Raw genomic sequence first — 16,203 nt, 5'->3', positions numbered from 1 at the left:
GAACTTATATAAAAAATGTAGGACTTATTGCCTACTTTTTTTATATAAATCAGAATCATTTTTTTTAAAAGTACTATTGTTGTTAGTAATCATATTTGTCTTTCCATCTATTTTTAAGGAATATTCTTAATTCTTTTTCTCGACTATTCTCGCCAGGTTCAAAAAATTTAGTCTCAATTATTTCTTGAGGAAGAAATTCTTGGTTTGCAAAATTATTAGGGAAATCATGAGAGTATTTGTATTCTTCTCCATAACCTAATTCTTTCATTAGTTTAGTTGGTGCGTTTCTTAAATGTAATGGAACAGATAAATCACCAGTTTGCTTTACTATTTGTTGCGCTTTATTAATCGCCATATAACTTGCATTGCTTTTAGCTGAAGTTGCTAAATAAATGGCGCATTGGCTTAAAATTATTCTACTTTCTGGATAACCAATAGTTGTAACAGCTTGAAAAGTGTTGTTTGCCATTATTAGTGCTGTGGGGTTTGCATTACCAATATCTTCACTGGCTAAGATAAGCATTCTTCGGGCAATAAATTTCACGTCTTCACCACCTTCTATCATTCTAGCAAGCCAATATACAGCTCCATTAGGATCACTTCCTCGAATAGATTTAATAAAAGCAGAAACTATATCATAATGTTGTTCTCCAGTTTTATCATAGAGGACTGTGTTTTTTTGGACTAAATGGGAAACTTTGTCATTAGTTATAACAATATTATTTGTTTCAGATGCATTTACAACTAGTTCAAAGATGTTTAATAATTTTCTGCCATCACCACCAGATAATCGTATCAAAGCCTCCGTTTCTTTTAACTCTATTGTTTTATTTTTTAATTGTGCATCAATACTTATGGCGCGCTTTAGTAATGCTTCTAAATCTTCTTTAGTAAAAGCATTTAAAATATACACTTGACATCTAGATAGTAATGCAGGAATAACTTCAAAACTTGGGTTTTCTGTAGTTGCACCAATTAAAGTAACCCAACCTTTTTCTACAGCAGCGAGTAAAGAATCTTGCTGTGATTTACTAAAGCGATGAATCTCATCAATAAATAAAATAGGGTTTTTAGAGGTAAATAAACCACCACTATGTTTGGCTTTGTCTATTACTTCCCTTATGTCTTTAACCCCCGAATGTATGGCGCTTAATTGGTAAAAAGGACGTTTGCTTTCCTGTGCCATGATTTGTGCTAATGTTGTCTTTCCAGTTCCAGGTGGCCCCCAAAGGATAAGACTGGGTATGATACCCTTGCTTATTTGTTGGGTCAATGAACCTTGTTCTCCAACTAAATGTAATTGGCTTATATATTCACTTAATTGTTGTGGGCGAATGCGTTCTGCTAGTGGTGCTTCCATACTGTAAAATTACATTTTTTAGAATTTTGTAAAAAGAAAAGAGGTTGAAATTTAATTCAACCTCTAATTTATTTAACAGTTGGAATTTATAAATTAATTGGAGTCTTTATCTATTTTAGAACTAATTAACATATCTCTTGTGTTTTTCTGAACTGTAATCGCTGCAAATAAACTTAATAAAAAAGACATCCCATAAAATCCTTTTTCACTCAACAAAAGTGTTGCATTCCATAGGCCTATAATTAAAAGTAATATTGAAGTGATGGTTGTGAACCAACTAATGCCATAATACATGTCGGTTACAGGTATTCCTTCTAAACGATCTCTAACCGATTTTTGTACAGAAATCACTGAAAAAAGGCCAAATAATAAGATGCTAAAATAGTATCCTTTTTCATTTAGTTGCATTTCAGCATTCCAAAGACCAATACAATAGGAAACCATTCCTGTTATAAGTGCTATCCATGAAGCACCTATGAAAGCAGTAGTAGGTTTGTATGTGTTTGCATTTTCTAGTGATTTTTCCTTTATTTTTTGAGTTTCTTTTTCGGAATAATTAAATTGATTTGTTTCCATAATTTTTTATTTAAAGTATAGGACAAAGAAAGTCAGTTAGTGTATTTGAAACAATGAACTTGGGTTAATAAATTAAATTCATTTTAAATTTTTCCTCTAATTCTGCTTAATGCCTGTGGTGTAATCCCAATATAGGAAGCTACATATTTTTGTGGAATTTTAAGTATTAATTGAGGTTGTTCTTTTACTAGATTTAAATAGCGTTCAGTGGGTGACTCCATCATGAAACTCAATTCTCTTTTTGATTTATATCTGAAAAATTCTTCGGCAAATAATCTACCAATAGCTTCTCCAGCAGTAGTTTCTTTGTAAATGTCATATAAATCATTTCTTGCGATAAAAATTACTTTTGAAGTGGTTAAACTTTGAATACAAGAAACACTAGGTTGTTGCATTAGAAAAGAGGAATAACTACTTAAAAATTTATTTGGGAAACCAAAATCTATAGTAACGTCTTTTTCAGGTAACTCTATAAATAATCGGAAAACTCCTTCTAAAATAAAATAAACTTTGTTTTCAATTGCACTTGTTGAAGTAAGAAAATCTTTTTTTTTAATTTCTTGGTATTGAAGCTTTGATAAAATAATTTCCCAATCACTTTCTGAAATATCTATTTTTTCTTCTATTATTTTTCGTAATCTTTCCATGTTTTAAAAATAAGCATTTTATCAATTTTTATAGCGTTAAAAATTCATGATAATTACATGACAGAAAGCATGTTTTTATGACAATATTGCGGTTTTTTTCTTTTGGTGTTATATTTGAATTGAATAAGAATTAAGAATTACAACTTTATGAAAAGAATTATTACAGAGTATCAATTTAAGTTTACTAATTCGGTAATTCTTTTGCCTTTTATATTTGTTCTTTTTTTATGGGTTGTATTTTGGATTGAAACCAAATTCCATATAAACTTTCATCATTATGGTATTTATCCTAGAGAAAATTTTGGTATAAAAGGGATTTTTTTAAGTTGGGCATTACATGGCAATCTTTCCCATTTGATAAATAATTCGCTAGCTTTATTTGTATTGTTGTCTTTTTTGCGATTTTTTTATAGGAATCAAACTCTAAAGATTATCGTTTTTGGAATTGTATTTTCAGGTTTGGGTACTTGGTTGTTAGGTAGGTCGAGTTACCACATTGGAGCCAGTGGTTTAATTTATGTTTTAGTAAGCTTTATTTTTTTTAAAGGAATTTTCACAAAATATTATCGTTTAATGGCCGTATCATTTGTAGTAGTACTTTTATATGGAGGAATGTTTTGGTATATGTTCCCAAATATTGAAAAAGGGATTTCTTGGGAAGGTCATCTGAGTGGTTTTGTTACCGGACTTTTCTTTGCGCTTTTAATTAAAACACCTCAATTTGGTAAACCGGTTATTTACGAGTGGGAGCAACCTGGTTTTGATCCTAATCAGGATTCTTTTATGAAGAATTTTGATGAAAAAGGTAATTTTAATCCAACACCTAAACCAGAAGAGACTATTAAAGATTATTTTACTTCTTCTTTAAAAGTAATTTATGATTTTATAGGTATACATAAAAAGTAGCTATTTCTAATTAGAAATAGCTACTTTTTATTGTTCTATTCTACAGTATAATAATTAAATTAAACGTTGTCTAACTGTTTCGTAAAGAAATGCTCCACAGGCTACAGAAACATTTAATGACTCTATAGTTCCATACATTGGTAATTTTGCTTTATGATCTACAATTTTTAAGACTGAAGGATTTACACCTCTATCCTCACTTCCCATTATTATGGCAGTTGGTTCTGTGAAATTAATATCATAAATGGTATTGTCAGTCTTTTCGGTAGCTGCTACTGTTTGAATGCCACTTGCTTGAAGAAAGTAAATCGCATCTTTGATGTGTTCTACTTTACAAATAGGAACATTAAAAACCGCACCTGCACTTGTTTTAACTGTGTCACCATTCACAGGAGCTGAGCCTTGTTTTTGAATAATAATACCATGCACACCTGTACATTCTGCAGTTCGAATAATTGCTCCAAAATTTCTAGCATCAGATAACTGATCCAATATAAGGAAAAGAGGTTTTTTTTCTGACTCAATAGTACTTGTAATTAAAGTTTCTAAATCATAAAATGAAACAGGTGAAATTGTTGCTACAGCACCTTGATGATTCTTTGGTGTTAAACGATTTAGTTTTTCTACGGGAACATATGAAAAATTGACATTGTTTTTTTTCAATGTTTTCATCAACTCTAGCATTAATTCACCTTGATTTTCTTTCTGTATGAATACTTTATCAATTTCTTTTTTAGCTTGAATTGCCTCAATGATTGCTCTAATTCCAAATATTTGATTCTCTTTTTCCATGATGCAAATGTATAAAAAAAAACCACCTCATTAGAGGTGGTTTAATTTAATTATAAGAGATAATTAGTTAACATCCCAGAAAATAGGTGTAGCTAATTCATCACCACCAATAGCACTAGCTGCTGCGGTGTAATTTGTTAAATTTAATGTTTGCTCACTTAATGGGTAAGTGTAACGTTTTGGTACTGGAAGTAAAGATACTGCAGCAGTATTCATTACTGGAGCATCGTACTTTCTGTAAATACACCATCCTTCAAAACCTCTGTTATACATAGCTAACCAGAATTGGAAACCAATTTTTTCTCTCCAAGTCCCTGTTGCAGTAGAATAAGCAACAGCAGGGTTTGCTAAATAAGTTGTGATATCACCAGAAGCAACACCCCAATCTTCCATAGAAGCTGTTATACCATTGTTGTAGTGAGTTTCAGCAGTACCTCCTACAGCATAACCTCTTTCTACGGCTTCAGCTAAAAGGAATTCAACTTCTGCATAATCTAAAATCACACCTCTAAAGTCTGGCTCTTGAATCATTGGTCCAATGTGAGTATAACTTGGGAATGAATTGTTGTCTCCATAAGGACCTCCAACATAAGTACCAGCTCCTAAATTGTCATCAAAGTAAAATGCTCTTCTTGGATCTGATAAAGTGTTCATGTAATCTACAATCGTATTAGCAATAACAAAATCACTTCTTCCACTTTGTACTAAATCTACCCATAACGGATTTGTATTAGGAGGTGAAGTTTCATATGCAATTGTAGCGTTGTCTGCATTAGATGTAAATACACCTGCAGTTACTGCTGCAACAGCATTAGTTTGAGCTAAAGTGCTTAATGCAGGAACATCAGCAACCCTCATAGCTAATTTTAATTTAACAGAGTTAGCAAATTTAATCCATTGATTAATATCACCACCATAGATAATATCTGCTGATGAAAATCCTGAAGCTCCTGAAACTGAGAACATTCCTATTGCCTCATTAATTCTTCCAAATAAATCTTCATAAATAGTTTGTGCATCATCGTAAACAGGTGTAGGAGACTCTGATCCTTTTAAACCTTCAGAATATGGAATGTTTCCAAAGGTGTCTACTAATTGCTGCCAAGTGTAAACTTCTAAAACAGAAATCATAGCTTTCTTGTTATCTGTATCTGCTTTTAATTTTGCATCTTTTAAATCATATAAAACATCTCTGTACATTTCAGAAAAATGACTTGCAGGAATGTTTCTTGTATTTAAATCATAATTAGATTCGTCAATATAAGTGGTTTCTGTCCAGTACTGAGCGAATAAACGGTAAACATTTGTGTTTACGTTAGTACTTTCCATTTGATCAAAAAGACTCTTTGCAGAAGCTGTAAATAATGCATCGGCAGATACCTGCGTAGGATTATTTGGGTCTCTGTTTAAATCTTCATATCTTTCATCAGATGCACAGCTGATTACTAGTACTGATGATAATAAAATTAAGTATTTTTTCATAGTTTTTTTGTATTAGAATTCTAATTTTAAGCTAGCACCAATCTCTCTAACAGCAGGATAAGCCCCAGATTGATATCCTTGAATATTTCCTGCACTTAAACCAGCTTCAGGGTCAGAATATGGAGTGTTTTTGTCAATAATCCATAAATTTCTTCCTATAATTGAGAAAGTTAAGTTTTGTAACATTAAACTTTCTGAAATTTTACTTGGAAGTTTATATCCAAAAGTAACTTCTCTTAATTTTACGAATGAAGCATCGTAAACGTGAGCAGCATTTGGAGTTCTTGCGTATCCCCATGGGTTAACATAAGTTGTAGCATCTGCTACGGTTGTGTTAGTGTCACCGTTTGCATTAACTCCTGGTAAAATTACACCTCCACCAGCAGAAAGAGGGTCACGAACTGGATTGCCTAAATGGTTAGTGCCAGCAGTAAAGTCATAAAGACCAGTTGCATAACCATACCAAGTATCAAGTGAGAATACATCTCCACCTTTTTGAATGTCAATTAAGAAACTAAAGTTGAAGTTTTTGTATTTAAGAATGTTTTTAACACCTCCTGTCCAATCAGGGTTAATGTTACCAATAACGTTATTTGTTGAACTAGTTCTTGCATATTTACCTACCCATGAACCTGATGGTGCATCAGCAGATGTATATACTAATGGTTGCCCATTTACATATACATAATCACTACCTCTAATAACTCCAAAAGGTTCGCCTAATGTAGCTCCTAATGAAATACCTCCTTGTACAGCTGCTAATGGAATATATTCTGTTCCAGCAGCTAATTTAACTACTTCACTTCTGTTTTGAGCAAAGTTAACTTTGATGTCCCATGAGAAGTTGTCTGTTTTAACTGGAGTACCGTTAACAATGAATTCAATACCTTTATTTTCGATATCTCCTGCATTCAAGAATAAGTTAGTTGCACCTGAACTTGGAGAAACTGTTAATGGTGTAATTAAATCAATAGTTTTTCTGTTATAGTAAGAAAAGTCAAATCCAAATCTATTGTTGAATAATTGCATTTCCATACCTAACTCAATATCTTTAGTTTTTTCTGGTTTTAGGTTTGGATTATTAAACGTTGATGGGTTAGAAGCACTTGCTGCGCCACCAAAACCTGGATTAACTACATAGGTATTAAATACATTGTAAGGATCTGTATCATTACCTACTTCTGCATAGTTAGCTCTAATTTTACCAAAATTTAACCAATCTTGCTTAACGATATTTGAAAACACAATACTTGAGGATACAGATGGGTAGTAATAAACGTTATTGTCTATCGGAAGAGCAGAAGATCTATCTCTACGAATTGTTGCGTCTAAATAGTATGTTCCTTTATATCCAAAACCAGCTTTAGCAAAAACACCGTCGACTTTTTTAGTATAGTCTACTTTAGCATAGTCTGATGAAGTTAATGGGTTAGCACTGTTCGAAAGTGTAAATAATCCTGGTGTAACTAAACCTCCATTAGTTCCAACTGTAAGAATGTTAGCTTTGTTAACACGTATATTAAGACCAACTAATCCGTCAATACTAAAGTCTTCTGAAAAACTATGGTTGAAAGTACCAAATAAATCATAGTTAACTTCAGATATTTTTCTATTAGAAACTGCATAAGATGATACATCTACAGATCCTACTTCGATTCTCTCTTCTCTTATTTCTGAATAAGAATCAAATGCAAAACGTCCCATTAAGCTAAACCATTTTGTAACTTCTTGATTTAAAGTGAAGTTTCCTACATAACGATCTCTTTTGTCATTTTGGAAGTTTTTGTATAATGTCCAATAAACGTTATCAGTATAAATTGGAGTTCTGTTATCATATGAATTTACGTTCCAAGTGATATTTTGTCCAGTACTGAAAAAAGCATCTTTTTGTTCTTGAATGTCAACATTCGTTTGGAACCATTCACGGAATGCTTGCATTGGATTTCTAGAGTCATAACCTGTACCATTTCTTCCTTTTCCACTATTATTAATGTAAGAGAAATCTATAGAACCTTTTAACTTATCAGTAAAATTGTGCGAACCTGCAAAAGTTAGAGTGTTTCTTTTAAGTTCACTGTTTGGCATTACACCATTTTGGATTTTGTTTGTAAAACCAATTCTAAAATCACCTTGATCTGTACTTTTTCCAAAAGAAACTGAATTTGTATATGTTAATGCAGTTTGGAATACAGAGTTAGGAGTGTTTTTTGCTGCTACCCATGGAGTTGCTTGTAAATATCCAGGTAATTCAGGATAAATAGAATTCCATTGATAAACATTTAAGTTTGGATCAAAAGCTGCTCCATAAGATGCATCTTCTGTAAAAGGTACAACCAAATCGTCAACGCTATCTCCATTGATATCAAAATAGCTAAAGTAACCACTTGGGTCATCGTAATAAGGGCCATAACCAGCACCATACTTATCTTGGTACTTTGGTAATGTTTCTTTATCTACTGTACCAGCAGTAATTGAGCTGGAGAAACTTACTCCAATACCTTTACCTTTTTTACCTTTTTTAGTGGTAATAATGATGGCACCATTACTTGCTCTAGAACCGTATAATGCTGTTGCAGCAGCACCTTTTAATACGTTTAAAGATTCAATGTCATCTGGATTGATATCCATTGCAGCATTACCATAATCGTATCCACCACGACCAGTTCTTTGATTGCCACTATTTCCAGTGTCATTGTTAACAGGAGTACCGTCAATTACAATTAATGCTTGATTGGATCCTGTAATAGAGTTGTAACCTCTAATGATAATGTTTGAAGAACCTCCCATATTACCAGATGATTGAATATCTAAACCTGCAACTTCACCTGATAATGCGTCAGCGAAATTGGTTACTGGAGTGTCAGCAACATCTTCACCTTTTACTTCTTGAGTAGCATATCCAAGAGCTTTTTTCTCTCTTTTGATACCTAAAGCAGTAACAACGACACCTTCTAATGTTGTTACGTCTTCTTCCATGGTTACTCTTATTGTAGTTGAGTTTACAACTACTTCTTGAGTCTTCATGCTCACATAACTAAAAACAAGTGTAGAACCTTGTCTTACATCAATTTTAAAATTACCATCAAAATCGGTTTGTGTACCATTACCTGAGCCTTTCTCTTGGATGGCTACACTTGGTAACGGAAGTCCGTTTTGATCTACAACTGTTCCCGAAACAGTTTTTACTTGAGCAAAAATCATTTGCCCTAACATCACTACTAATACGGTTAGTAATACGTTAAATTTAGATCTCATATATGTTAATTTGAATTAGTTGCCCAAAATTCAAAAAAAAAAGTTTGTAATCCTAATATTATTTAATCTTTTTTTAACATTTAACATTACTTATCTTAAAAATTTGTTTTAAAACTAATTTGAATTATTGAATTTGAAAGTTTAATGGTTTCGTTGTTAGTAGAACCGTTTGCGTAAATAAAATGGAATAATCCATTTTCACTTAAGAGCTCAAAGCCAATCCCAAAGCCTAAAAGTTTGTTGGTTTTAGAGATGGTTTTGTCTTCCATATAAGCATAGTCTAGTATGGAGTGAACAATTAAATTGTTGGTTAAATTATATCTGTATTCTGTGAAAAATCCAGAAGTTAAGTTGGCTTGAAGAGTGTTTTCTCTAAATCCTCTAATCGAATTAATTCCTCCAAAACGATATAATTCGTTTGTTAAATAATCTTTGCTTTTTAGATAAAATGAATGATTTTTAAGTAAAATTTGATTTTTTGAATTAATTTCAAATAGATGATTGATTTCTAAATGTGTAAAAAATTGATCGTTTTTGTTTTGAATATCTTTTCTTTGGCCGTAACCAAATTTTATTAATAAATTAGTTTTTTCTGGTAATAAATAATGATAGAAATTATTTTTTAGGTATTCAAATGATAAGGTGTAAAATTGGTTGGTAAAGTTTTTTATATTTTGTATGTTGTTGTTTTGGATGTCAATAGAAGATGTTTTTTGGTAACCAAGGAATATTTTTTGACTAAATGAAAAATGATATCCAATATTAGTGTCTATTTTAGTGTTCTGAAAAGTACTGTCTTGTTTAAATATATTCAATTCAGTTTTTATTCCTAGTGGTGTTTTAAATAGATATGGAATTTCAGTTTTTAGGTCAAATTGAGTTTGATTTTCTCCATTGTTTTTCCAAAAGAGTTTAAATTTTTCACCATAATTTAGGGTGTTTATAAGTTGTAAGTCTAAGTAGCCATTGAAAACAAGTTTGTTTTGATCAGTATTGGAGAATCCGATGAAACCATCAAATTTATTAGGTTTTGATTTGTTTACATAAGCAAATATGTTTGTTTTATCTTTAGTAAATAATATTTCAGGATATTTTACTTGGGTGATGAATGATAAATTGTTTACGTTGTTGTTTACTTTTTTTACAAGTTCTTGGTTGAAGGTTTTGTTTTTTACGCTTTTATTTAATTGATGGTGTATGTTTTTTGGAAATTTTTCATATCCTAATATTATGATTTCATCTGTCTTTCTATATTGTCCTAAATTAATATTCAATTCACAATATAAATATGAATTGCTTATTTTTTGATTGATGAGCTGTATATTGGCTTGTGAGAACCCTTTTTTTTCTAGAATTTGAAGTTGACTTTTTATCCATATTTCTGTTTCCGAAAATGGCATATTAATGGTGTCTTTGGGTATTGATAAAATTTCTTTAACACTTTGATTAGTTTGAGTGGTTGTGATTTTGGTGTTTAAAATTGGATTTCCTAGAAAGTAGGTATAATTAAAAGTGCTGTCATTTGTTTTCTTTTGCTCAATTATGTAGTGGTTAATATATCCTGATTTGTATAATAAATAATCAAGAGTTTTAACTTCATTTAAAATAGAGCTTACTTTGTCATGGTTTTTTTGATAACCAATACTGTCTATTAGTTTTTGTTCTTTATTGGAAGTGCCGTTTATAACTAGGAGAAAGGATTGTCCTTGAATTTGTAAACTAGCTAAAATGAATAATATGGAACAAATGAATTTCATGATGGTAAAGTAACGTAAAAATGAGCAATAAATTTTAATTTAAACTATTTGGGTTTTTGGGTTATTGTGGTTTAGATTGTAAGTAAGTGTGGTGTAAAAGGTTGATTAGATGTTTGATTAGGGTTAAGAAAAAATTAATTCACTTGAAAATAAACAATTTAGATTTGTTTTGTAAAAAATAATAATTACATTTGCACCCCCTAAATAGTGTTAGGGAGTTAAATTATAAGTAATTATTATAAACAATTATGCCAACAATTCAACAATTAGTAAGAACTGGAAGAGCCAAAATAACTAAGAAGAGTAAATCGGCTGCTTTAGATTCTTGTCCTCAAAGAAGAGGGGTTTGTACGCGTGTTTATACTACAACACCAAAAAAACCAAACTCGGCAATGCGTAAAGTTGCCCGTGTTCGTTTAACAAATGGTAATGAAGTAAATGCTTACATCCCTGGAGAAGGACATAATTTACAAGAGCACTCGATAGTATTAGTTAGAGGTGGAAGAGTAAAAGATTTACCAGGTGTACGTTACCACATCGTTCGTGGTGCATTAGATACTGCTGGAGTAGCAGGTAGAACACAACGTAGATCTAAGTATGGAGCAAAACGTCCAAAACCAGGACAAGCTGCAGCAACAACTGGAAAGAAAAAGTAATTTAAATCTTTTAAAGAAAAGACATGAGAAAAAGACAGGCCAAAAAAAGACCTCTTTTACCAGATCCAAAATTTAATGATCAGTTAGTGACACGTTTTGTAAACAACTTAATGTGGGATGGTAAAAAATCAACAGCTTTTAAAGTGTTTTATGATGCATTAGATATCGTAGAGGCTAAAAAGCAAGATGCAGAGAAAACTGCTTTAGAAATATGGAAAGATGCATTAACTAATGTTATGCCTCATGTGGAAGTTCGCTCAAGAAGAGTGGGTGGAGCTACTTTCCAAATTCCTATGCAAATTCGTCCAGATAGAAAGATATCTTATTCTATGAAATGGATGATTTTATATGCAAGAAGAAGAAATGAAAAATCAATGGCTAACAAGTTGGCTTCTGAAATTTTAGCTGCTGCTAAAGAAGAAGGTGCTGCTGTTAAGAAAAGAATGGATACTCATAAAATGGCAGAGGCTAATAAAGCTTTCTCTCACTTTAGATTTTAATTCATAAAACAAAAGAAATGGCTAGAGATTTAAAATTTACAAGAAATATAGGAATTGCGGCTCATATTGATGCTGGTAAAACAACAACAACTGAGCGTATTCTTTTTTATACTGGAAAGTCGCATAAAATTGGAGAAGTGCACGATGGTGCTGCTACAATGGACTGGATGGCTCAAGAACAAGAAAGAGGTATTACTATTACTTCTGCAGCAACAACATGTGAGTGGAATTTTCCAACTCAACAAGGAAAATTGTTGCCAGAATCACAAGCGTATCACTTTAATATTATCGACACTCCTGGTCACGTTGATTTTACTGTAGAGGTAAACAGATCATTACGTGTTTTAGATGGATTGGTATTTTTATTTAGTGCAGTTGATGGTGTTGAGCCACAATCTGAAACTAACTGGAGATTAGCGGATCAATATAGAGTTCCTCGTATGGGATTTGTTAATAAGATGGACCGTCAAGGATCTAACTTTTTAGCAGTATGTCAACAAGTGAAAGAAATGTTGAAATCAAATGCAGTTGCAATTACATTGCCAATTGGAGAAGAGAGTGATTTCAAAGGAGTGGTTGATTTAGTTAAAAATCAAGCTATTGTATGGCATGATGAAACTCAAGGAGCTACTTTTGATATTATTGATATTCCTGCTGATATGGTGGATGATGTTAAAAAATATCGTTCTATCCTTATTGAGGAGATTGCAACTTATGATGAAAATCTTCTTGATAAATATATGGAAGATGAAAACTCTATAACAGAAGAAGAAATCAATACAGCATTACGCGCTGCTACTATTGATATGGCTATTATTCCTATGATTGCTGGTTCTTCTTTTAAAAATAAAGGAGTTCAATTCATGTTAGATGCAGTTTGTAAATATTTACCATCTCCTTTAGATAAAGAAGGTATTGAAGGAATTCATCCTGATGATGCTGATTTATTAGAAGAAGATCAAAAGAAAATATTACGTCGTCCTGATCCAAAAGAGCCTTTTGCTGCTCTTGCATTTAAAATTGCTACAGATCCTTATGTAGGTCGTTTAGCATTCTTCCGTGCTTATTCAGGAAGATTAGATGCTGGTTCGTATATTTTAAATACTCGTTCAGGTAATAAAGAACGTATTTCTCGTATTTATCAAATGCATGCTAATAAGCAAAATCCAATTGAATTTATTGAAGCTGGAGATATTGGTGCTGCTGTTGGATTTAAAGATATCAAGACTGGAGATACAATGTGTGATGAAAAACACCCAATCATCCTTGAGTCAATGAAATTCCCTGATCCAGTAATTGGTATTGCTATTGAGCCAAAAACTAAAGCAGATGTTGATAAAATGGGTATGGCTTTGGCAAAATTAGCTGAGGAAGATCCAACCTTTACTGTTAGAACAGATGAAGCTTCAGGTCAAACTATTATTTCTGGTATGGGTGAGCTTCACTTAGATATCTTGGTGGATCGTATGAAACGTGAATTTAAAGTGGAAGTAAACCAAGGTGAGCCTCAAGTAGAGTATAAAGAAGCATTTACTAAGTCTGCTCAACATAGAGAGGTTTATAAAAAGCAATCTGGTGGACGTGGTAAATTTGGAGATATTGTTTTCAGATTAGAGCCTGCTGATGATGTGGATGGTAAGCCAGCAATGGGATTACAATTTATCAACGAAGTTAAAGGTGGTAACGTTCCTAAAGAATATATACCTGCTGTTGAAAAAGGATTTAGAGAAGCAATGAAAACAGGTCCGTTAGCAGGTTATGCTGTGGATAGTTTAAAAGTTACTTTATTGGATGGGTCTTTCCACCCTGTGGATTCTGATGCTTTATCATTCGAATTGGCTGCTAAATTAGGTTATAAAGAAGTGGCTAAAGCTGCTGGTGCTGTAATCTTAGAGCCAATTATGAAAATTGAGGTTATTACTCCAGAAGAAAATATGGGTGATATTGTTGGTGACTTGAACAGAAGAAGAGGTCAAGTTAATAACATGGGAGATAGATCAGGAGCAAAAACTATTAAAGCGGATGTTCCTTTATCAGAAATGTTTGGATATGTTACAACTTTGAGAACATTATCGTCAGGTAGAGCTACTTCTACTATGGAATTTTCTCACTATGCTGAAACTCCATCTAATATTTCAGAAGAGGTAATCAAAAAAGCAAAAGGTAACGCTTAATTTTTAAGAAAATGAGTCAAAAAATCAGAATAAAATTAAAATCATACGATCATAATTTAGTAGATAAATCTGCTGAAAAAATCGTTAAGACTGTAAAAAGTACAGGAGCTGTAGTTACTGGGCCTATTCCATTACCTACTAATAAAAAAATCTTTACTGTTTTACGTTCACCACACGTTAATAAGAAGTCTAGAGAGCAATTTGAATTAAGTTCGTACAAGAGATTGTTGGATATTTATAGCTCTTCTTCTAAAACTATTGATGCTTTAATGAAGTTAGAATTACCTAGTGGAGTTGAAGTAGAGATAAAAGTATAGTTTTTTTACTGTCATTTAACAGTATAAATAATATGAAAAACCGTTAGTATGTGAGTACTACGGTTTTTTTCATGAAGAAAATAAAGGCCTTTTTTTTAAAAAAAATAGGTAACTAATTATTTTTGCGATAATTAAAAAATAATTATATATTTGCACCCTCAAAAAGAGGATGTGCATATATATTATATGTATAAGTATTAAAAATAGTTTAATTAATTAATTAGTTTTATATGTCTGGGTTAATCGGAAGAAAAATTGGCATGACTAGTATCTTTGACGAAAACGGGAAAAATATTCCTTGTACTGTTATTGAAGCTGGTCCATGTGTTATTACCCAAGTCAGAACCAATGAGGTTGACGGGTATAGTGCTCTTCAACTTGGTTTCGATGACAAAACTGAAAAGCATTCAGTAAAAGCTGAAGAAGGTCACTTCAAAAAAGCGGGTACTGTTGCTAAGAAGAAAGTTGTTGAATTCAAGTTTTTTGAAGAAGAACACAAATTAGGTGAAGTTCTTACAGTTGATTTATTCAACGAAGGGGAATTTGTAGATGTTCAAGGTGTTTCTAAAGGGAAAGGCTTTCAAGGGGTTGTGAAGCGTCACGGTTTTGGTGGTGTTGGTCAATCAACTCACGGTCAGCATAACCGTTTAAGAGCTCCAGGATCTGTTGGTGCTTCTTCTTATCCATCTAGAGTATTCAAAGGCATGAGAATGGCTGGAAGAATGGGTGGTGAGAATGTTACAGTTCAAAATCTTAAAGTTTTAAAAGTTGTTGCTGATAAAAATCTTTTAGTAGTTAAAGGATGTGTTCCAGGACATAAAAACTCTTATGTAATCATTCAGAAATAATGGAAGTAAAAGTATTAGATTTCAACGGAAAAGATACTGGAAGAAAAGTTCAACTTTCTGATTCAGTATTCGCAATAGAGCCAAACAATCATGCTGTATATCTTGATGTGAAACAATATCTTGCTAATCAAAGACAAGGTACTCACAAATCAAAAGAAAGAGCTGAAGTAGCTGGAAGTACTCGTAAAATTAAAAAACAAAAAGGGACTGGTACTGCTCGTGCAGGTAGTGCAAAGAATCCATTGTTTAAAGGTGGGGGAACAGTTTTTGGACCTAGACCTAGAAGTTATTCTTTCAAATTGAATAAAAATTTGAAGAGATTGGCTAGAAAATCTGCGCTTTCATTAAAAGCAAAAGAGTCTAGTTTAATAGTTCTGGAAGATTTTACATTTGAAACACCAAACACTAAAAATTTCATTAACGTATTGAAAGCTTTAGGGTTAGATAATAAAAAATCTTTATTTGTGTTGGGTGATTCAAATAAAAATGTATATTTGTCGTCACGAAATTTAAAGACGTCTTCAGTAGTAACTTCTTCAGAATTAAGCACTTACAGTATATTAAACGCTAATAGTTTAGTTGTTTTAGAGGGAGCTTTAAGCGGAATAGAAGATAATTTAAGTAAATAAGAAAGGTTATGAGTATCATTATTAAGCCTATTATAACTGAAAAAATAACTAAAGATGGTGAAGTTTTTAACCGTTTTGGTTTTGTAGTAGATAAAAAAGCTAATAAAATTCAAATCAAAAATGCAGTTGAAGCTGCTTATGGTGTGAATGTGGTTGGTGTAAATACAATGAATTACAGAGCTGATAGATCGGTTAAATACACTAAAAGTGGTTTAATCAGTGGAAAAACAAATGCTTACAAAAAAGCAGTTGTTCAAGTTCAAGAAGGAGAAACAATAGATTTTTATAATAATATCTAATAGAA

General features: G+C 32.0%; 15 protein-coding genes. 8 read left to right on the top strand and 7 right to left on the bottom strand.

Translation table 11 applies throughout. The annotated features are described in order from the left end of the window. Window positions 1-82: 82 nt before the first annotated feature. From NHF47_RS15840 to NHF47_RS15830, 3 genes are all read right to left on the bottom strand, one after another. Entirely contained in the window at window positions 83-1,360 is a 1,278-nt protein-coding gene (locus NHF47_RS15840; RefSeq protein ID WP_252765833.1) for a replication-associated recombination protein A, read from the bottom strand. A gap of 93 nt (window positions 1,361-1,453) precedes the next feature. Further along, on the bottom strand, window positions 1,454-1,936 hold the full coding sequence (gene yiaA, locus NHF47_RS15835; RefSeq protein WP_252765832.1) for an inner membrane protein YiaA: 483 nt from the start codon (window positions 1,934-1,936) through the stop codon (window positions 1,454-1,456). Window positions 1,937-2,019: 83 nt separating this feature from the next. After that, the gene (locus NHF47_RS15830; protein WP_252765831.1) at window positions 2,020-2,583 is read right to left on the bottom strand and encodes a Crp/Fnr family transcriptional regulator; all 564 of its coding nucleotides are present in this window, start codon (window positions 2,581-2,583) and stop codon (window positions 2,020-2,022) included. Window positions 2,584-2,730: 147 nt separating this feature from the next. Here NHF47_RS15830 and NHF47_RS15825 point away from each other — a divergent pair, with 147 nt between their 5' ends. Continuing rightward, the gene (locus NHF47_RS15825) at window positions 2,731-3,489 is read left to right on the top strand and encodes a rhomboid family intramembrane serine protease (RefSeq protein ID WP_252765830.1); all 759 of its coding nucleotides are present in this window, start codon (window positions 2,731-2,733) and stop codon (window positions 3,487-3,489) included. A 54-nt stretch (window positions 3,490-3,543) separates the two neighbouring features. Here the strand turns inward: NHF47_RS15825 and rlmB are convergent, their stop codons facing one another. The 4 genes from rlmB to NHF47_RS15805 all read right to left on the bottom strand — a co-directional run bounded on the left by rlmB (window position 3,544) and on the right by NHF47_RS15805 (window position 10,775). After that, window positions 3,544-4,281 (bottom strand): 23S rRNA (guanosine(2251)-2'-O)-methyltransferase RlmB, encoded by a 738-nt coding sequence (gene rlmB / locus NHF47_RS15820; protein WP_252765829.1) that lies wholly within the window; start codon window positions 4,279-4,281, stop codon window positions 3,544-3,546. Between the two features lie 63 nt (window positions 4,282-4,344). Beyond that, window positions 4,345-5,763 carry a SusD/RagB family nutrient-binding outer membrane lipoprotein gene (locus tag NHF47_RS15815; protein WP_252765828.1) on the bottom strand — a complete coding sequence of 473 codons (1,419 nt, stop codon included), beginning with the start codon at window positions 5,761-5,763 and terminating at the stop codon, window positions 4,345-4,347. 12 nt (window positions 5,764-5,775) lie between these two features. Then, on the bottom strand, window positions 5,776-9,018 hold the full coding sequence (locus NHF47_RS15810; RefSeq protein ID WP_252765827.1) for a SusC/RagA family TonB-linked outer membrane protein: 3,243 nt from the start codon (window positions 9,016-9,018) through the stop codon (window positions 5,776-5,778). A gap of 95 nt (window positions 9,019-9,113) precedes the next feature. Continuing rightward, window positions 9,114-10,775 carry a hypothetical protein gene (locus NHF47_RS15805; protein ID WP_252765826.1) on the bottom strand — a complete coding sequence of 554 codons (1,662 nt, stop codon included), beginning with the start codon at window positions 10,773-10,775 and terminating at the stop codon, window positions 9,114-9,116. A 248-nt stretch (window positions 10,776-11,023) separates the two neighbouring features. Between NHF47_RS15805 and rpsL the strand changes: the two genes are divergently transcribed. From rpsL to rplW, 7 genes are all read left to right on the top strand, one after another. Next, complete coding sequence (gene rpsL, locus NHF47_RS15800; RefSeq protein WP_045968445.1) at window positions 11,024-11,431, top strand: 30S ribosomal protein S12; 408 nt, start codon at window positions 11,024-11,026, stop codon at window positions 11,429-11,431. 23 nt (window positions 11,432-11,454) lie between these two features. Continuing rightward, window positions 11,455-11,931 (top strand): 30S ribosomal protein S7, encoded by a 477-nt coding sequence (gene rpsG / locus NHF47_RS15795; RefSeq protein ID WP_140996213.1) that lies wholly within the window; start codon window positions 11,455-11,457, stop codon window positions 11,929-11,931. A 17-nt stretch (window positions 11,932-11,948) separates the two neighbouring features. After that, entirely contained in the window at window positions 11,949-14,105 is a 2,157-nt protein-coding gene (fusA, locus tag NHF47_RS15790) for an elongation factor G (RefSeq protein WP_140996212.1), read from the top strand. Window positions 14,106-14,116: 11 nt separating this feature from the next. Continuing rightward, window positions 14,117-14,422 (top strand): 30S ribosomal protein S10, encoded by a 306-nt coding sequence (rpsJ, locus tag NHF47_RS15785; RefSeq protein ID WP_045968439.1) that lies wholly within the window; start codon window positions 14,117-14,119, stop codon window positions 14,420-14,422. Between the two features lie 230 nt (window positions 14,423-14,652). Beyond that, window positions 14,653-15,270, top strand: a complete 618-nt coding sequence (gene rplC, locus NHF47_RS15780; RefSeq protein ID WP_252765825.1) for a 50S ribosomal protein L3 — start codon at window positions 14,653-14,655, stop codon at window positions 15,268-15,270. Beyond that, window positions 15,270-15,899, top strand: coding sequence for a 50S ribosomal protein L4 (gene rplD / locus NHF47_RS15775; protein WP_252765824.1), 630 nt, complete (start codon window positions 15,270-15,272; stop codon window positions 15,897-15,899). Before rplC ends, rplD begins: the two co-directional genes overlap by 1 nt. An 8-nt stretch (window positions 15,900-15,907) precedes the next feature. Next, window positions 15,908-16,198, top strand: coding sequence for a 50S ribosomal protein L23 (gene rplW / locus NHF47_RS15770; RefSeq protein ID WP_252765823.1), 291 nt, complete (start codon window positions 15,908-15,910; stop codon window positions 16,196-16,198). Window positions 16,199-16,203: the final 5 nt, after the last annotated feature.

The sequence above is a fragment of the Flavobacterium sp. NRK F7 genome (assembly GCF_024054195.1).
Taxonomy (GTDB): Bacteria; Bacteroidota; Bacteroidia; order Flavobacteriales; family Flavobacteriaceae; genus Flavobacterium.
This window is presented reverse-complemented; position numbering and strand designations above follow the sequence as displayed.